Source organism: Micromonospora sp. NPDC049679, from assembly GCF_040659735.1.
Classification (GTDB): Bacteria; Actinomycetota; Actinomycetes; order Mycobacteriales; family Micromonosporaceae; genus Micromonospora_I.
On record NZ_JBFANZ010000018.1, the window covers coordinates 45,185 to 60,078 of the forward strand.

Here is a 14,894-nt window from a genome sequence, read left to right on the forward strand (position 1 = left end):
TCACGCGCATCTCGTCGCGCCGACCGTCAGTGCAGGCCGATGTTGGTCGTCGGGCCGGGATCGCCCGGGTTGGTCGGTCCGGCGTTGCGGGCCTGCGGCGGGCTCTCCTCGCCCTCCTCGAGGACGCCTTCACCCTCGAGGAGCGCGCGCACCTCGGACTCCCGGAACCGGCGATGCCCGCCGGGCGTCCGGATGCTGCCAATACGTCCCGCAGCGGCCCATCGGGTTACGGTCTTGGGGTCGACGCGGAACAGCGCAGCCACCTCGCCCGGCGTCAGCAGACGATCTCCAGTGTCCACGGGCCCCCTCCTCGCGTCGACGGAGGGCTCCGCGCTGGTCGCAGCCCCCATGGACCGTCCGCCAGAGCCTCCGGTAGGCACGTAAGGATCATTAGAGCACCGTGAGCGTGCCGTGTCCGGGAAACAGGGAAAACGCACCATGTGAGAAGTTAGCCAGTAAGATTTGGGGGCCTATATTCCTTTTTACCCTTACTCTTACGCCACCGCGCGTCGGACGCCCGATCGACCTGGCTATCGTCTACAGGCCGTGGACGCCATCGACCTGACCATCGTGGAGCTGCTGCAGGGCAACGCCCGGCTCTCCTACGCCGAACTCGCCCGTCAGGTCGGGCTCTCGTCCCCCGCCGTGCACGAGCGGGTCGCCAAGCTGGAGTCCGCGGGAGTGATCCGCGGCTACCGGGTGGATGTGGATCCCGACGCCATCGGCCTCGGCGTGACCGCGCTCATCGGCCTCGTCCAGGACTCCGGCGCCGACACCGACGATGTGCTCGAAGCGCTGCGGGGGATGCCCGAGATCGAGTCCTGCTACTTCATGGCCGGTGTCGAGTCGTTCCTCTGCCGGGCCCGCGTCGGCACCATCGCACAGCTGGAGCAGGTGATCCTGCGCCTCAACCGCACCGCCGGCATCGCCTCCACCCGCACCACCGTCGCCCTGTCGACCAAATGGGAGAACCGTCCCCAGTCGATAACCTCCTAGTCGGCGGGCGCGAAGGCCGGCCCGGCGGCGGTAGGGTGCGGCATGATGCCACCCTCTGGCACCGCAGTCGTCACCGGCGCGGCCCGCGGGCTGGGCCTGGCCATCGCGACCGCGCTGCACCGCGACGGTTGGACCGTGCTCCTCACCGACGTCGACGGAGCCGCCGTCGCCGCCGCCGCCGAGCCGATCGGCGGCCGTTCACATCCCCTCGACGTACGGGACGACGCCGCCTGCGCGGCGGTCGCCGCGCTCGCCGACCGGGACGGACCCGGCCTGGCCCTCTGGGTCAACAACGCCGGCATCCTCGCCACCGGCGCCTCCTGGACCCAGGACGCGGAGCTCCGGCGACGGATCATCGAGGTCAACACGCTCGGCGCGATGAACGGCACGGTCGCGGCACTCGCCGTGATGCGGCCGCGCCGGCGCGGACACGTCGTCAACGTGGTGTCGCTCGCCGGCCTGATCGCCCCGCCCGGCGAGACCGTCTACGCGGCCAGCAAGCATGCGCTGATAGCGTTCAGCCTCGGCACGCTCGCCGACCTGCGGACCGCGGGCGAGCGCGACCTGCACATCTCCTGCCTCTGCCCCGACGGGATCTGGACGCCGATGCTGCATGACCGGCTCGACGACGAGGACGCGGCGGTCTCCTTCACCGGCACGCTGCTGCGTCCCGAACGGGTCGCGGTCCGGGCCGCCCGGCTGGCGCGCAAACCCCGTCCGGTCGTCGCGGTGCCGCGCTGGCGCGGCGCGCAGGTGCGCCTGCTGGACGCCTTTCCCGGCGCCGCGATGCGGTTGGCCCCGGTCATGCTGGCGCTCGGTCGCGCCGGGCAGCGCCGCACCGCGCGTCGGATAGCCGCCGGCCGCTGGCCCTGACAGCGGCTTGTTACGGTCAGTGCATGGAGCAGCTGGACCGGTGTAATGACGCGGATCGTGCCTGGGTGACCGCGGCGATCGCGATGGTCGAGGCCGACGCCAATCGCTCCGCCGATACCCACCTGTTGCCGTTCCCGCTGCCCCGGGCCTGGAACATCGACCTCTACCTCAAGGACGAGTCGGTGCATCCGACCGGCTCGCTCAAGCACCGCCTCGCCCGCTCGCTCTTCCTCTACGGGCTCTGCAACGGCTGGATCGGCCCCCGGACCACCATCGTCGAGGCGTCGTCCGGGTCGACCGCCATCTCCGAGGCGTACTTCGCCCGCATGCTCGGGTTGCCCTTCATCGCCGTCATGCCGGCCTCCACATCCCCGAAGAAGATCGCGCAGATCGAGTTCCACGGCGGGAAGTCACATCTCGTGCGGGACCCGGCGGCCGTCGTGGTCGAGGCGCGCTGGCTCGCCGAGGACCGCGGTGGGCACTTCATGGATCAGTTCACGTACGCCGAGCGGGCCACCGACTGGCGCGGCAACAACAACATCGCGGAGTCGATCTACGCCCAGATGGCGTTGGAACGACACCCCGTGCCGGCCTGGATCGTGGTCGGGGCGGGGACGGGTGGGACCAGCGCCACGATCGGGCGGTACGCCCGTTACCAGCGGCACTGCACCAAGGTCTGCGTCGTCGACCCGGAGAATTCCGCGTTCTATCCGGCGTGGCAGGCCGGTGACTGGTCGGTGGTCACCGGGCGGGGGTCGCGGATCGAGGGGATCGGCCGCCCGTCCGTCGAGGCGTCGTTCCAGCCGGGCGTGGTGGACCGGATGGTGCAGGTACCCGACGCGGCGTCGCTGGCCACGATGCGGGCGGCGAGCGAGGTGCTGGGCCGCCGGGTCGGTGGGTCGACGGGCACCAACCTCTGGGGCGCCTTCGGGATCATCTCGGCGATGCGCGCGGCCGGCGAGAGTGGATCGATCGTGACCCTCCTCTGCGACGCCGGCGACCGCTACAGCGACACGTACTATTCCGACGCCTGGATCGCCGAGCAGGGGCTGGACCTCGCACCCCACCTCGCCGCGGTCGAACGGTTCCTGCTCGCCGGCGCCATCTGACGGAACGTCACCGCCGTTCGGCGAGCCCCGGATAGTGGGTGACGTAGCCGTCGTCGTCGAGCCCGAGTTCAGCGTTGAAGCCCTTGACGGCGAAGCGCGCCCGGTCGGGGCCGAGGACCGTGTACGACTGCGTGGCCGGCAGCACCTCCAGGCTCGGCACGTGCACCCAGGCGACCGGGATCCGGTGCTCCGTGCCGACGTCGCCCTCCCGCAGCCCGAGCCGGCGGATCGGCAGGGTGTTGAAGAGCGGTGCACGACCGAGGTCCACGTCGATGGCGTCCTCCAATCGGCCCGGCTCCTCGGTTCCCGGGAAGCCCGGGTTGCCGTGCCCGGCGGCCCTCAGCGCGGCGGCGAGGTCACCCTGTTCGGCGGTGCTGACCCGCCAGCGTCCGAGCGCCCGTTCCATTCGCAACGTGCGCAGCCAGCCCGCGCCCTCGACCGTGACCTCCAACCGCGACGTGGCCCAGTGCTCGTCGGTGAGGAGCGTGTAGGTGCACGTGTAGGGCACGGGATCGGCCACCACCGCGACGCCGCGGGCGGAGAGGCCACGTTGGTCGTTGAGGAGAACATGGTCAGCACCGGTCGTGTCGGTCCGGATCCAGAAGAGCGACTTGGGCATGGTCGGCATGCGTCGGACGTTACCGGTGCACGCGGCCGGGTGCGGGGACATCCTCCCGGCCCGGATCCCGACCACCGCCACGAACAAGGGGCCGGCAGCACGCTGCCGACCCCTTACTCACGAGCAGAAAATCAGTGGGTACGCGCGGGCCGGCGCTCGCCGAACCGCGGTCGGTCACCCTGCCGACGGTCGTCCTGCCGGAACGGCGCGCGACGCTCGCCGGACGAGCGCCACTCACCGGCGCCGCGCTCGGTGCCCCCGGTCCGCTCGCCCTGCGGCCGGTCACCGTAGCGGCGCTCACCCTGGGGCCGGTCGCCGTAGCGGCGCTCACCCTGGGGGCGGTCGCCAAAGCGGCGCTCACCCTGGGGGCGGTCGCCGTAGCGGCGCTCACCCTGGGGCCGGTCGCCGTAGCGGCGCTCGCCCCGCGGGCGTTCGGTGCGGTGCTGCGGCTCGTTGACCACGGGCACGCCGCTGGGCTCGACCGCACCGGTCAGTTCGGCCAGTGCCGGGTCGCCCACCCGTACCCGGGCCTCGGCCGGCTCGACGCCTGCCTTCTGCATCATGGCCAGGGTGGTCCGGCGCTGCTTCGGCAGAACGAGCGTCGCGACCGCGCCCGACTCGCCGGCCCGCGCGGTACGCCCCGCGCGGTGCAGGTAGTCCTTCGGGTCCTTCGGCGGGTCGATGTGCACGACGAGCGACACCCCGTCGACGTGAATGCCGCGGGCGGCGACATCCGTAGCGACCAGCACGTTCATCCGGCCCTCTTTGAACTCGGCGAGGGTGCGGGTGCGGACGCTCTGGGTCTTGCCGCCGTGCAGTCCACCGGCCCGGACACCGACGGCCGCGAGCTGCTCGACGAGCCGGTCGACGCCCATCTGGGTGCGGGCGAACATCATCGTCCGGCCCTCGCGGGCGGCGATCGACGCGGTCACCGCGAACTTGTCGTGCGGCGGGATCAGCAGCAGGTGATGATCCATCGTGGAGACGGCGGCCGTCGACGGTGCCGTCGAGTGGGTGACCGGGTCGGTCATGAACCGCTTGACGAGCGCGTCGACGTCGCCGTCCAACGTGGCCGAGAAGAGCAGCCGCTGGGCGTTGGCCGGGGTCTTCGCCAGCAATTGGGTGACCTCGGGCAGGAAGCCCATGTCCGCCATCTGGTCGGCCTCGTCCAGGACGGTGACCTCGATGTCATCGAGGCGGCAGACGCCGCGCTCGATCAGGTCACCGAGCCGGCCGGGGGTCGCGACGATGACCTCGACGCCGCGGCGCAGCGAGTCGATCTGCCGGTCGTAGGGGACGCCCCCGACCGCGGTCTTGAGGAAGACGCCGACCGACTTGCCCAGCGGCATGAGCGCGTCATTGACCTGCATGGCCAACTCGCGGGTGGGCACCAGGATGAGTGCCTTGGGGTGCAGGGGACGGGCCCGGCCGCCGGCCGAAACGCGCGCGAGAACGGGCAGTCCGAATGCGAGGGTCTTGCCCGAGCCGGTCTGGCCGCGGCCGAGCACGTCCCGGCCGGCCAGCGCGTCCGGCACGGTCGCCTGCTGGATCTCGAACGGGGTGGTGATGCCGGCCTTGGCCAGGGCCCGGACGAGGGGCTGGGGCAGGCCGAGCGCGGCGAAGTCGGGAGCCTCGGATTGCGGCGTCACCACCGGCGCGGACGCGGAGTCGGGGGTGGTGGAACCTACCGGGGTGACCGGTTCGGTGGGGTCGACCGGGGCGTCGAGGACGGACGGAAACGTGCTGGGGTCAGCGAAAATCGTCAAGAAAACCTCTCAAGGCGGGGCGTATCTTCGCGAATGGCCCGCCACGGCTTCTCGTCGCCGTTGAATCGCCCGCAAGATCGCCCATGGGCACGCTCATGGGCATGCCGGGTCAGTGATCTATGCCAGTGTACGGCCATCTTGAACGGGCGCCACGCCCGAGCGCCCGCCAGTGGGCAGGGTCACCCGGCGTCGTCCGGCGCGCGTCACCCGTTCGCGTCGGTCACCCGCCCAGCAGACCGCCGAACAGGCTGCTGAAAGCGTCGCCGACGATGAGCACCACCAGGACGCCCACCACGATGAGGAGCCCGAGGCCGGCCAGGAGCATGAGCAGCACCTTCGCGGTGCTCCCACCCTCCGGGACGGTGTCCGCGCGCCCCTGGGCCAGGATGTGTCCGGTCAGAGATCCGGAATTTTCCAGCGGGTTACTCACCGGCATCGTGATCATCGTGGGATCCGGCTCGGGGAAGCCGCGCGCCGCGCCGCTGGGCGCGCCGCCGTAGACGGTGCCGGAGGGGCGCTGACCGCCGCGGCGCGGGGCGACGTCCGCCGATCCGGCTGACGTGACGTTGCCGGACGGCGCGCTCGTGTCGCGACCGGAGCGCGGCGCGGTGGGATCGCTCGGAGCGGGCCAGACCGGTAGCGCAGGCGCGGGCACGAACGGTGACGTGGGCGCGGGTGAGGTGGCCGGGAGCGGCGGCAGGGCCACCGGCGGGATCATCGCGGCGCCGCTGCCGGCGCTGTCCGGGGTCGCGCTCGTGGTGACCGCCGGCGGCGGAGGAAACGGGGGAGCCGGCGCCGGGCCCGGCGGGCGGGGCGGTCCGGGTGGCGCCGGCGGCAGCGGAGGCACGGGCTGAGGTCCCGGAGCCGGCGGCGTCGGTCGTGGAGTGGGTGACGGTCGGTGCGGTCGCGGTCCCGGTGGATTCGGACCGGGCGGGTTCGGCAGCGGCGGGTTCGGCAGCGGCTCCGGTGTGGGCGGGTTCGGTTGCGGTGCCGGCAAGGGTGTCGGCGCCGGGCCGGGCCCCGGCGGTTGCGGCGTTGGCGGCCGGGGCGGCTCGGCCGGTTGCGGCGGCTGCACGGGCCGACGCGGTGCGTCGCGCTCAGCGGTGCCAGCGCCGTACACGCGGGCCCGGGCCGGTGCGGCCGGCACCGCAGCGGCGATCTCGTCGGCCGAGACCCGCTGTGCGGTCGGGACGGTGGCGCGTGCCCGAGCGCCGCTGGTCGCCGGATATTCCGCTGTGGACGGATCGTGGGTGGCCGACCGCTGGCTGGGCAGTGGATCGATGAGGCCCTCGCCAGGGGGGAGCGTGGCCGCGGCGGCGGCTTCGCGTCGATCCGCCGATTGGTGCGGCTCCGCGGAGGGCTCGGCTGCCCGCGGCTGGCCCTGCGGTGACTCGGGGGCCGCGGGCGGGACGGCGAACGCGGACCAGGATGCCTCCGCCGCGGGCGCCTTCGGGCGGCGTCGTTCGAGGGGCGGCACGGCCGCGGCACCCGCGCGCGGGGACGTGTCCACACCCCCGGCGCCGGAGGTGGTGGCACGGCTCGCGTCGGCGGAGCCGACGATGTCGCCCTCTGCGGGTGCCGAACGGTCGTCGGGGGACGACCCCGCTCGCCCGACGTGCGGCTGAACCTGCTCTTCGCCCATCCCTGCCTCCCGCTCCGCCCGGCCGCGCGGGCGCGGCGAGGAGAGTCCCGGGTCTCACGGTGCCATATCCGGCTCCGTGTGCACAGCCGGAGGGCGGCCCGGCGGACTCTCGGCACCGACGGGTCGGCGGTTGCCGCTGGTTACTGCCCTGCGCTCGGAGTCGCGCCCGAGGTGCCGCCCGGCGCGGTGGTGGCGGATGACTGCGTGCCGGACGCGCTCGCGCTCGCCGTCGCGGTGGGCTTCACGCCAGAGGTGGGCGGCGTGACCGGAGTGGGCGGGGTGGCCGGCGGCGGCGTCGTCGGCGTCGCGGGCGGTGTTGTCGGCGGTGTGGTGGGCGGCTTGGTCGTCGGCTTGGTCGGGAGGGGCTTGGGGGAGGTGGACGGCTTCGGGGTGGTGGACGGCTTCGGGGTGGGAGACGGGGTGGTCGGTGCGTTGACCGCGTCGAACACCCGCGTCGCGCCGTAGAGCCGCGACCACCACACCTCCGACACCTTCACCACTTCAGTGCTGTTCGGCGCGTGCACCATCTTTCCGCCACCGACGTACATGCCGACGTGATGGATGCTCTGCCAGCTGGGGCCGGAGGCGAAGAAGACCAGGTCGCCGGGGAGGAGCGCGGACCGGTCCACCGTCTTGCCCCGCGTCGCGTAGTACTGGTCGTTGGCGACCCGGGGCAGGCTCCGGTAGCCGACGGAGCGGTAGGCGGCCCACATCAGCCCGGAACAGTCGTAGGTGTCCGGGCCCTCCGCCCCCCACACGTAGGGCTTGCCCCGCTGCCGCAGCGCGAACTCCAGAGCCGCGAGGGCCTTCGGATTCGCCCGTTTCCCCGCGACGCTGGTGTTGCTGATGCCCGGACCGAGGCGCTGCTCGTTGGTTTCGCGTTGTTGCTCGATCACCGCCAGCTGGTCGGTGTTGTCCCGCTTGAGCTTCGTCAGCTCCGCCTCGGACCGCTTGTAGATCACCTCGAGGTCGCTGAACTGCTTCTGCACCAGCGTGGAACGCGCCCGGGCCGTCTCGTGCGCCAGCTTGGCGGAGCGCTCCGTGAGCTGGGCGCGGCTCGCTTCCCGTGCCGCGGCGTCGGTGTCCGCGCCGTTCTGCGTGCCCCGCTGGAGGCGGGAGAGCGAGCCGAGGTCGTGCAGGTCGCTGCCGAAGGCGCCCGGCGGCAGCGCGGCGGCGTCCTTGAGCGCGTCGACCGCGGCCGCCTCCGCCCTCCGCTTCGCCTCGGCCATCGTCGCTTCGGCCGCGCGGTGCTCGGCCTCGGCCGCCGTCTCGGTCGTCTTCGCCGCTACCACCTCCTGCCGCAACTTGAGCAGTTGCTCGGCCCGGGTCGCGACCTCGGTCTCCTTGGCGAAGATCTGCGTGGCGAGCGGGCCGGTGACGGCCGAGGTGGCGGGTGTCGATCCGGACGGTGGGGTCGCGCCGGGGACCGGAGCGGTGCCGGGGATCTGCAGCGCACCGGCGGGCAGCGGGCGAGCGCCCGTGTCGGGAACCGCGTTGGGCAGCGGCGGATCCGCATATACGGGGGAGGCCAACGCGGCAGCGACGATCGCGCCGAGCAGAGCCGACCAGGCGAGCGGGCGCAGCACGGGCGCGATCCCCCGGCCAGCTCGCGGCTGTCGGTTCCGCCTGCTCTTCGCCATGCCGCTTACTCCCCGTCCGGCGCCAAGAAGCCGCGCCCATGGCGCGGCGGTGATCCCGCGTCGTGTGGTGTGCCCTGTCCCACTCTGTCCTACCGCACAGCGGTGCCGATGTCGATGCGGTAGTCGGTAACGAGATGCTGTGAAGAGGGTGAAGTACATCGCTGCCTCCCGGCCCTCGGACGTGCGCTTCGGCCGTCCACGTACGCTCGGTCATGGATCGCTGCTGGAAGGGCGGGGCGGACATGGATGTCGGACTCAAGCGTGAGCTGGAAGAAAAGGTGTACGCCGGAGAGCGGCTGACCCGTGAGGACGGCGTCGCGCTCTACGAGAGCGACGACCTCGCGTGGCTCGGGCGGCTTGCCCATCACAAGCGCACCGAGATGAACGGTGACCGGGTGATGTTCAACGTCAACCGGCACCTCAACCTGACGAACGTCTGCAGCGCATCCTGTGCGTACTGCTCGTTCCAGCGCAAGCCGGGCGAGAAGGACGCATACACCATGCGCATCGAGGAAGCCGTGCGCAAGGCGAAGGAGATGGAGGACGAGCAGCTCACCGAGTTGCACATCGTCAACGGCCTCCACCCGACGCTGCCCTGGCGCTACTACCCCAAGGTGCTGCGTGAGCTGAAGGCCGCGCTCCCCAACGTGAAGCTGAAGGCGTTCACCGCGACCGAGGTGCAGTGGTTCGAGAAGATCAGCGGCCTGCCGGCCGACGAGATCCTCGACGAGCTGATGGACGCCGGGCTCGAGTCGCTGACCGGTGGTGGCGCCGAAATCTTCGACTGGGAGATCCGCCAGCACATCGTGGACCATGCCTGCCACTGGGAGGACTGGTCGCGGATCCACCGACTGGCCCACGAGAAGGGGCTGCGCACCCCGTCCACGATGCTCTACGGCCACATCGAGGAGCCGCGGCACCGCGTCGACCACGTGTTGCGGCTGCGCGAGCTGCAGGACGAGACCGGCGGGTTCACCGTCTTCATTCCGCTGCGCTACCAGCATGACTTCGTTGACTCCTCGGATGGGAAGATCCGCAACCGGATCCAGGCGCGGACCACAATGGCCTCACCGGCCGAGTCGCTCAAGACCTTCGCCGTCTCCCGGCTGCTCTTCGACAACGTCCCGCACGTGAAGTGCTTCTGGGTGATGCACGGGCTGTCCGTGGCGCAGCTGTCGCTGAACTTCGGCGCCGATGACCTGGACGGGTCGGTGGTCGAATACAAGATCACCCACGACGCCGACTCGTACGGCACTCCCAACACGATGCACCGTGAGGACCTGCTGAACCTGATCTGGGACGCCGGCTTCCGCCCGGTGGAGCGCAACACCAGGTACGAGGTGGTGCGCGAGTACGACGCGCCGGTGTCGCTCGCCGAGCGTCGCGCGGAACCCCAGCAGGTCTGGGCTTAGGTTCGCCCGGCACGGCCGGCCTCATGCCGCGCCGAGCGCAGACGTGATCGTGGCCGTTCACCATTCCGGTGAACGGCCACGATCAGTTCACGCGCCATGCCGCGTCGACTACAGCGCCTGGGCATGGCCGGCCGCCCCGGCGGCAGTCTTCGCGCCGGCCCTGCTCGCGGCTCGCGTACCCTCGTCTGGTCATGAGTGAAGCGAAGAGCGACGGGTTCCCGCGGCGTGATGCCGACGGGCGCATCATCGCGCTGCCCGACCTGGTCGGCGTGACCCTGGCCGGCCTCGTCGTCGGCGTGGTCGTGCTCGCGCTGTTCGACGCGATGCTGATGGTCATCGGCGCCGGCGAGTTCGGCAGCGCGAACGGGTGGCTCGCCGCGATCCTGCCGGTGTGGCTGTTCGTGGACGAGTTCCGGGCCTGGCGGATCGGCGCGGGGCGGATCGCGGTCGCGCTGGTCGCGGCGGCGGTGGCGATCGCGGCGGGGCTGCTCGCCGCCGGACTCGCGCGCGACCTGCCGCCGCTCGGCGGTGGAGCGATCGCGGCCGCCGTGTTCTCGCTGGTCTACGTGCTGATCTGGTTCCACGGGATCCGGTTGCTGGCGCGGCGCAGCTGAGCGGGATGCCTGGCCGGGCGAGCCGGACCGGGCGAATTGATCGGAGAGCAAACATGAGTCCTGCGGTGAAGTACACGTTGGGCCGCATCGGGCTGTTCGCCGTGGTCGTATTGGCGCTCTGGCCGGTCGATCTCAACATCTTCATCAAGCTGATGTTGGCGGTGGCGTTCTCCGCGGCACTGGCGTTCTTCCTGTTGCGCGGAGTGCGCGACCAGATGGCCCAGCAGATGGCGGAGGCGGCCGAGCGGCGCAAGGCGGAGAAGGAGCGGCTCCGGTCCGCCCTCGCGGGCGACGACCAGCCGGCCCCCGGCCAGTCGCCCGTGGAGCCGGAGAACGGCGAACCGAAGCGCTGAACGCCGCGCCCCCCTTACGGTAAGGGTGAGATATCCGCTCAGGGCCGAGCTTGTCCTTCCCCGCAAGGACCACGCACCGTTCATCTTGACGCATCGCCAAGGCGGTCTACGACAGCGCGGGCAAGGGAACTCACCTCGCGGTAACGGATCGCCGCCTGTTGATCTACCGTACGGAGCTGGTCTATCCGCCTGGCAGCGGCTTCTGGAGGCGCTGGTTCGGTCCGTCCGAACAGGTCGCGCACGGGCTGCACGACGTGGATCGGAACCACATCGTCACGGCCGTGCCCGCCCCGGCCGGCATCTTGCGCAGGGGCAGATTCCTGGTCGTCTTCACGGACAAATCGATGTGTGCCCTGGTATGCAGCCCGCCGAAGTTCGGACGGCAGGCCGTCGCCGCGCTCAACGAACCACGGCCGGAGGGAAGAGGGGACGCGTGAGTCAACCGGTGAAGGTCTACCTGGACGCGATGACGCGGTACGCGGACGCCATGGAGGAGTGGCCTGGATCACGGCGGGGGCGTCCGTGGCGGTCGGTTCGAGACGGCACTGGCAGCGACCCGAGCGGCGGCGGTCGGCCGCAAGCTCGCCACGCTGCTGATGCGGGTCGCGGACTTCCTGAAGAAGATGAGTGAGTTCGCCAAGGCGTACAAGCTGACCCGGATCCACAAGGTCGGCGTGCAGAACTGGGCGAGCGCCCGGTACGCCACGGCGAGCGGCTATCAGTTGCTGGCGACGAACTGGGTGATCAAGCAGGCGATCGTGAAGCCGACGCTGGGCCCGACGATCGACAAGGTGACCGGCGCGGACAATGCGTGGGACCTGCCACAGGTGCTGTGACGAGACGGGCTCGGCACGGTCGCCGTTGACCGTGCCGAGCCCGCCTTCCCCGGCTGCGCCTACCAGTTGGTCGAGCCGGCCACGGCCGGCCAGGACTTCCACCAGGGCTTGATCAGGTAGACGATGCCGCCCGAGCCGCCGGCCACCTTGCCGGCCGCGGTGTAGCGCTTGGTCCGCAGCCAGATCTGCTCGAACTGCTCGCGCTTGTAGACGTTGCGCACCACGTCGTTCGACGACGACGCCGGATCGTTGACGATGACGTCACCGTCCTTGGTGAACCCGACGACGACGAAGAGGTGCCCGGACGTGCCGTAGTTGGCGTCGTCGAGCTCACTCGCCAGGAACGACTGGCTCGTCACCACCGGGATGCCCGCCTTGATGAACCGTTCCACCTCGTCGAGCGAGTGCAGCCGCGTCACCTTCGCGTCGAGCCCGCGGTACGACGCGGCGTACGCGGTGTTGAAGGGCCAGTTGCCCGCCCCTTCGTAGGCGTAGTCGTAGCTCATCCGGGCGGCGTGGTTGACGCTCGGGTCCGGGTAGGTGGGGTCGACCCAGGCGGTGTCCTCCGCGGACGGCTTGCGTCCCCAGTACTCCACCACCATCTGCGTCGACGTGGGGGAGCACCAGGCCTGGCCGCCGCCGTCGTACTCGGGGTAGTGCCCGGAGTGGACGTTCTGCGAGTAACGCGGCACCGCGAGTTCGGTGCCCCAGGCGATGCCGCCGGCGCTCGGGGTGACCGTGAACCGGTCCGGCACGGCCGAGCTCATCGCGCCGAGCATCGAGACCCGCGGCGAGCGCCACTGGTCCGGGGCGCGGTAGAGGGTGAGCCGCATCTGGTACGCGCGGAGGAGCACCCCGGCGCTGGCGTCGTCGATGGAGAACGTGTCGGTCCAGATCGACGACCACGGGTCGCCCTGGCGGTTGACGCTGGTGCGCCTGATGTCCTGGTCGCCGGAGGCCCAGCGGCCCATGACGTACCAGGGGGTCTGGTCGCCGGTGTTGTACGTGCCCTGCAGTTCGATCTGGATCCACGTGCCGGCGGGGGTCTCGGCGTTCCAGGAGGCCACGAGTTCGCTGGCGTCGAAGCCGATCCGGGTGACCGGTGAGGTCCAGGTGGCGTACTGCCAGGTGCGGGTGGCGCCGGTGTGCGGGTCGGCGTATTCGGTGGTGCCGGTCGGCTTGAGCAGCGTGATGCCGGTGCGGGTCCCCGGAAGCGCGATGGTCCCCTCGTGCGTGCCGCGGCGCCATTGCCGGTAGCTCGACCAGTCCTGGTAGGTGATCTGTTCGTCGTGGGTGACCGATGTGGTCGATCCGGGTCCGGCCGTGGTGGGCGCCGCCGCGGCGGCCGGGGCCGCGGTGCCGAGTAGGGCGAGCGCGGTGACGCCGGCGAGGGCGACCGCGCGGGTGCGGGGTCTGGCCATGGTTGCTCCGCGGGTATGGGGACGACTTCCTGCCGCCACTATCCCGCCTGCAAGGAAGTTTCGCCAGATGTAAATAGCAAGAAACTCTTTGCCGGAACGATGGTCATCTTGGCATGGAAATGAGCGTGATGAATATTGATATGACCATGGGCCGGGTGGTGCAGTTATGCCCTAACCAGCGGAATCCTCCACACCCCCAGGAGGTCAGCAATGCGACTTCACCCACCCCTCTCGCTGCGCCGGGCGACCGCCCTCGCGGTCATCGCGGCCGTCGGGCTGTTCGCCATGGTGAGCACTCCGATCGCCGCCCAGGCCAAGCCCGACCCGGCCCCACGCGAGACCGCCCGCGAATATCGGGTGCTCGGTCCCCGTACGGTCGCCGACCGGAACGCGGTGGCCCGCACCGGCGCCGCCATCGACTACGTCGAGCACGGCGTCCTGAACATCTCGGCGACCGGCTCCGAGGCGAAGGCGATCCAGGCGCTCGGGTTCCGGCTCGAGGCGGTGGCCGCCCCACCGGCTGACTCCGGGCCGAGCACGATGGCCTTCCCGCCGGCCGACTCGAACTACCACGACTACGCCGAGCTGACCGCGGTCGTCAACAAGGTGGTCGCCGACCATCCCTCGATCGCCCGCAAGACCAGCATCGGCAGTTCGTACCAGGGGCGCGACCTGATGGCGGTGAAGATCTCCGACAACGTCAACGCCGACGAGAACGAGCCGGAGATCCTCTTCAACTCGCAGCAGCACGCCCGTGAGCACCTGACCGTCGAAATGGCGATCTACGTGCTCAATCTCTTCACCGACAGCTACGGCTCCGACTCCCGGATCACCAACATCGTCAACACCCGCGAGCTCTGGATCGTGCCGACGGTCAACCCGGACGGCAGCGAGTACGACATCGCCACCGGCTCGTACCGGTCGTGGCGCAAGAACCGCCAGCCCAACAGCGGATCGTCGTACGTCGGCACCGACCTCAACCGCAACTGGGGCTACAACTGGGGCTGCTGCGGCGGCTCCTCCGGCAGCACGTCGTCGGAGACCTACCGCGGGCCCTCGGCCTTCTCGGCCCCCGAGACCCGGGCGCTGCGCGACTTCGTCAACAGCCGCGTCGTCGGCGGCGTCCAGCAGATCAAGGCGAACATCGACTTCCACACCTACTCACAGCTGGTGCTCTGGCCGTACGGCTACACGACGGCCAACACCGCCACGGGGATGAACGCCGACCAGTACAACACCTTCGCCACCATCGGTCGCCAGATGGCGAACACCAACGGTTACACCCCCGAGCAGTCCTCGGATCTCTACATCACCGACGGTGACAGCATCGACTGGATGTGGGCGACCCACAGGATCTGGGCGTACACCTTCGAGATGTACCCCGGCTCCGCTTCGGGCGGCGGCTTCTACCCGCCCGACGAGGTGATCCCGGCCCAGACCTCGCGTAACCGCGAGGCCGTGCTGATCCTCAGCGAGTACGCCGACTGCCCGTACCGGGCGATCGGCAAGCAGGCGCAGTACTGCTAGCGCACAGTGGGTCACCCCGTCGATCAAGGACCTCTCCTTGGACGGCGGGGTGTTCCATGATCGGTGATCCGGCGACATAACGTCCC

14 protein-coding genes and 1 pseudogene are annotated in these 14,894 nt (G+C 70.7%); 9 read left to right on the forward strand and 6 right to left on the reverse strand.

Annotation, left to right across the window (positions count from 1 at the left end; all coding sequences use genetic code 11):
- Nucleotides 1-26 precede the first annotated feature (26 nt).
- A complete protein-coding gene (locus AB0J06_RS14170; RefSeq protein WP_357428323.1) occupies nt 27-299 on the reverse strand; it encodes a BldC family transcriptional regulator in 273 nt (90 codons plus the stop codon).
- A 247-nt stretch (nt 300-546) separates the two neighbouring features.
- Between AB0J06_RS14170 and AB0J06_RS14175 the strand changes: the two genes are divergently transcribed.
- The 3 genes from AB0J06_RS14175 to AB0J06_RS14185 are packed head-to-tail and all read left to right on the forward strand — an operon-like array spanning nt 547 to nt 2,978.
- Nucleotides 547-996 (forward strand): Lrp/AsnC family transcriptional regulator, encoded by a 450-nt coding sequence (locus AB0J06_RS14175; RefSeq protein ID WP_357428324.1) that lies wholly within the window; start codon nt 547-549, stop codon nt 994-996.
- A 45-nt stretch (nt 997-1,041) separates the two neighbouring features.
- Entirely contained in the window at nt 1,042-1,869 is an 828-nt protein-coding gene (locus tag AB0J06_RS14180) for an SDR family NAD(P)-dependent oxidoreductase (RefSeq protein ID WP_357428326.1), read from the forward strand.
- Nucleotides 1,870-1,892: 23 nt separating this feature from the next.
- Nucleotides 1,893-2,978 carry a PLP-dependent cysteine synthase family protein gene (locus AB0J06_RS14185; protein ID WP_357428328.1) on the forward strand — a complete coding sequence of 362 codons (1,086 nt, stop codon included), beginning with the start codon at nt 1,893-1,895 and terminating at the stop codon, nt 2,976-2,978.
- 7 nt (nt 2,979-2,985) lie between these two features.
- Here AB0J06_RS14185 and AB0J06_RS14190 read toward each other — a convergent pair whose 3' ends face one another.
- The 3 genes from AB0J06_RS14190 to AB0J06_RS14200 all read right to left on the reverse strand — a co-directional run bounded on the left by AB0J06_RS14190 (nt 2,986) and on the right by AB0J06_RS14200 (nt 6,018).
- Nucleotides 2,986-3,606 (reverse strand): putative glycolipid-binding domain-containing protein, encoded by a 621-nt coding sequence (locus AB0J06_RS14190; protein WP_357428330.1) that lies wholly within the window; start codon nt 3,604-3,606, stop codon nt 2,986-2,988.
- Nucleotides 3,607-3,728: 122 nt separating this feature from the next.
- Nucleotides 3,729-5,246, reverse strand: coding sequence for a DEAD/DEAH box helicase (locus AB0J06_RS14195; protein ID WP_357428445.1), 1,518 nt, complete (start codon nt 5,244-5,246; stop codon nt 3,729-3,731).
- A gap of 337 nt (nt 5,247-5,583) precedes the next feature.
- Nucleotides 5,584-6,018 carry a hypothetical protein gene (locus AB0J06_RS14200; RefSeq protein WP_357428332.1) on the reverse strand — a complete coding sequence of 145 codons (435 nt, stop codon included), beginning with the start codon at nt 6,016-6,018 and terminating at the stop codon, nt 5,584-5,586.
- A gap of 10 nt (nt 6,019-6,028) precedes the next feature.
- Between AB0J06_RS14200 and AB0J06_RS14205 the strand changes: the two genes are divergently transcribed.
- Nucleotides 6,029-6,217 (forward strand): hypothetical protein, encoded by a 189-nt coding sequence (locus AB0J06_RS14205; protein ID WP_357428334.1) that lies wholly within the window; start codon nt 6,029-6,031, stop codon nt 6,215-6,217.
- A 928-nt stretch (nt 6,218-7,145) separates the two neighbouring features.
- Here the strand turns inward: AB0J06_RS14205 and AB0J06_RS14210 are convergent.
- Complete coding sequence (locus AB0J06_RS14210; protein WP_357428336.1) at nt 7,146-8,645, reverse strand: C40 family peptidase; 1,500 nt, start codon at nt 8,643-8,645, stop codon at nt 7,146-7,148.
- Between the two features lie 242 nt (nt 8,646-8,887).
- On the opposite strand from AB0J06_RS14210, the gene mqnE reads away from it, so the two are divergent.
- From mqnE to AB0J06_RS14230, 4 genes are all read left to right on the forward strand, one after another.
- A complete protein-coding gene (gene mqnE, locus AB0J06_RS14215; RefSeq protein ID WP_357428447.1) occupies nt 8,888-10,057 on the forward strand; it encodes an aminofutalosine synthase MqnE in 1,170 nt (389 codons plus the stop codon).
- Between the two features lie 191 nt (nt 10,058-10,248).
- Complete coding sequence (locus tag AB0J06_RS14220; protein WP_357428338.1) at nt 10,249-10,671, forward strand: hypothetical protein; 423 nt, start codon at nt 10,249-10,251, stop codon at nt 10,669-10,671.
- Nucleotides 10,672-10,724: 53 nt separating this feature from the next.
- Nucleotides 10,725-11,024, forward strand: coding sequence for a DUF4229 domain-containing protein (locus AB0J06_RS14225; protein WP_357428340.1), 300 nt, complete (start codon nt 10,725-10,727; stop codon nt 11,022-11,024).
- 596 nt (nt 11,025-11,620) lie between these two features.
- Entirely contained in the window at nt 11,621-11,860 is a 240-nt protein-coding gene (locus AB0J06_RS14230) for a hypothetical protein (protein WP_357428342.1), read from the forward strand.
- Between the two features lie 59 nt (nt 11,861-11,919).
- Here AB0J06_RS14230 and AB0J06_RS14235 read toward each other — a convergent pair whose 3' ends face one another.
- Nucleotides 11,920-13,281, reverse strand: a complete 1,362-nt coding sequence (locus AB0J06_RS14235) for a C39 family peptidase (RefSeq protein ID WP_357428344.1) — start codon at nt 13,279-13,281, stop codon at nt 11,920-11,922.
- A gap of 210 nt (nt 13,282-13,491) precedes the next feature.
- On the opposite strand from AB0J06_RS14235, the pseudogene AB0J06_RS14240 reads away from it, so the two are divergent.
- A pseudogene (locus AB0J06_RS14240) lies at nt 13,492-14,805 on the forward strand (M14 family metallopeptidase); the annotation flags it as partial.
- Nucleotides 14,806-14,894: the final 89 nt, after the last annotated feature.

Coding starts and splice junctions, on each gene's coding strand:
- AB0J06_RS14180 (WP_357428326.1), top strand. CDS start 1,042: ATGCCACCCTCTGGCACCGCAGTCGTCACCGGCGCGGCCCGCGGGCTG.
- AB0J06_RS14185 (WP_357428328.1), top strand. CDS start 1,893: ATGGAGCAGCTGGACCGGTGTAATGACGCGGATCGTGCCTGGGTGACC.
- AB0J06_RS14190 (WP_357428330.1), bottom strand. CDS start 3,606: ATGCCGACCATGCCCAAGTCGCTCTTCTGGATCCGGACCGACACGACC.
- AB0J06_RS14210 (WP_357428336.1), bottom strand. CDS start 8,645: ATGGCGAAGAGCAGGCGGAACCGACAGCCGCGAGCTGGCCGGGGGATC.
- mqnE (WP_357428447.1), top strand. CDS start 8,888: ATGGATGTCGGACTCAAGCGTGAGCTGGAAGAAAAGGTGTACGCCGGA.
- AB0J06_RS14220 (WP_357428338.1), top strand. CDS start 10,249: ATGAGTGAAGCGAAGAGCGACGGGTTCCCGCGGCGTGATGCCGACGGG.
- AB0J06_RS14225 (WP_357428340.1), top strand. CDS start 10,725: ATGAGTCCTGCGGTGAAGTACACGTTGGGCCGCATCGGGCTGTTCGCC.
- AB0J06_RS14230 (WP_357428342.1), top strand. CDS start 11,621: ATGCGGGTCGCGGACTTCCTGAAGAAGATGAGTGAGTTCGCCAAGGCG.
- AB0J06_RS14235 (WP_357428344.1), bottom strand. CDS start 13,281: ATGGCCAGACCCCGCACCCGCGCGGTCGCCCTCGCCGGCGTCACCGCG.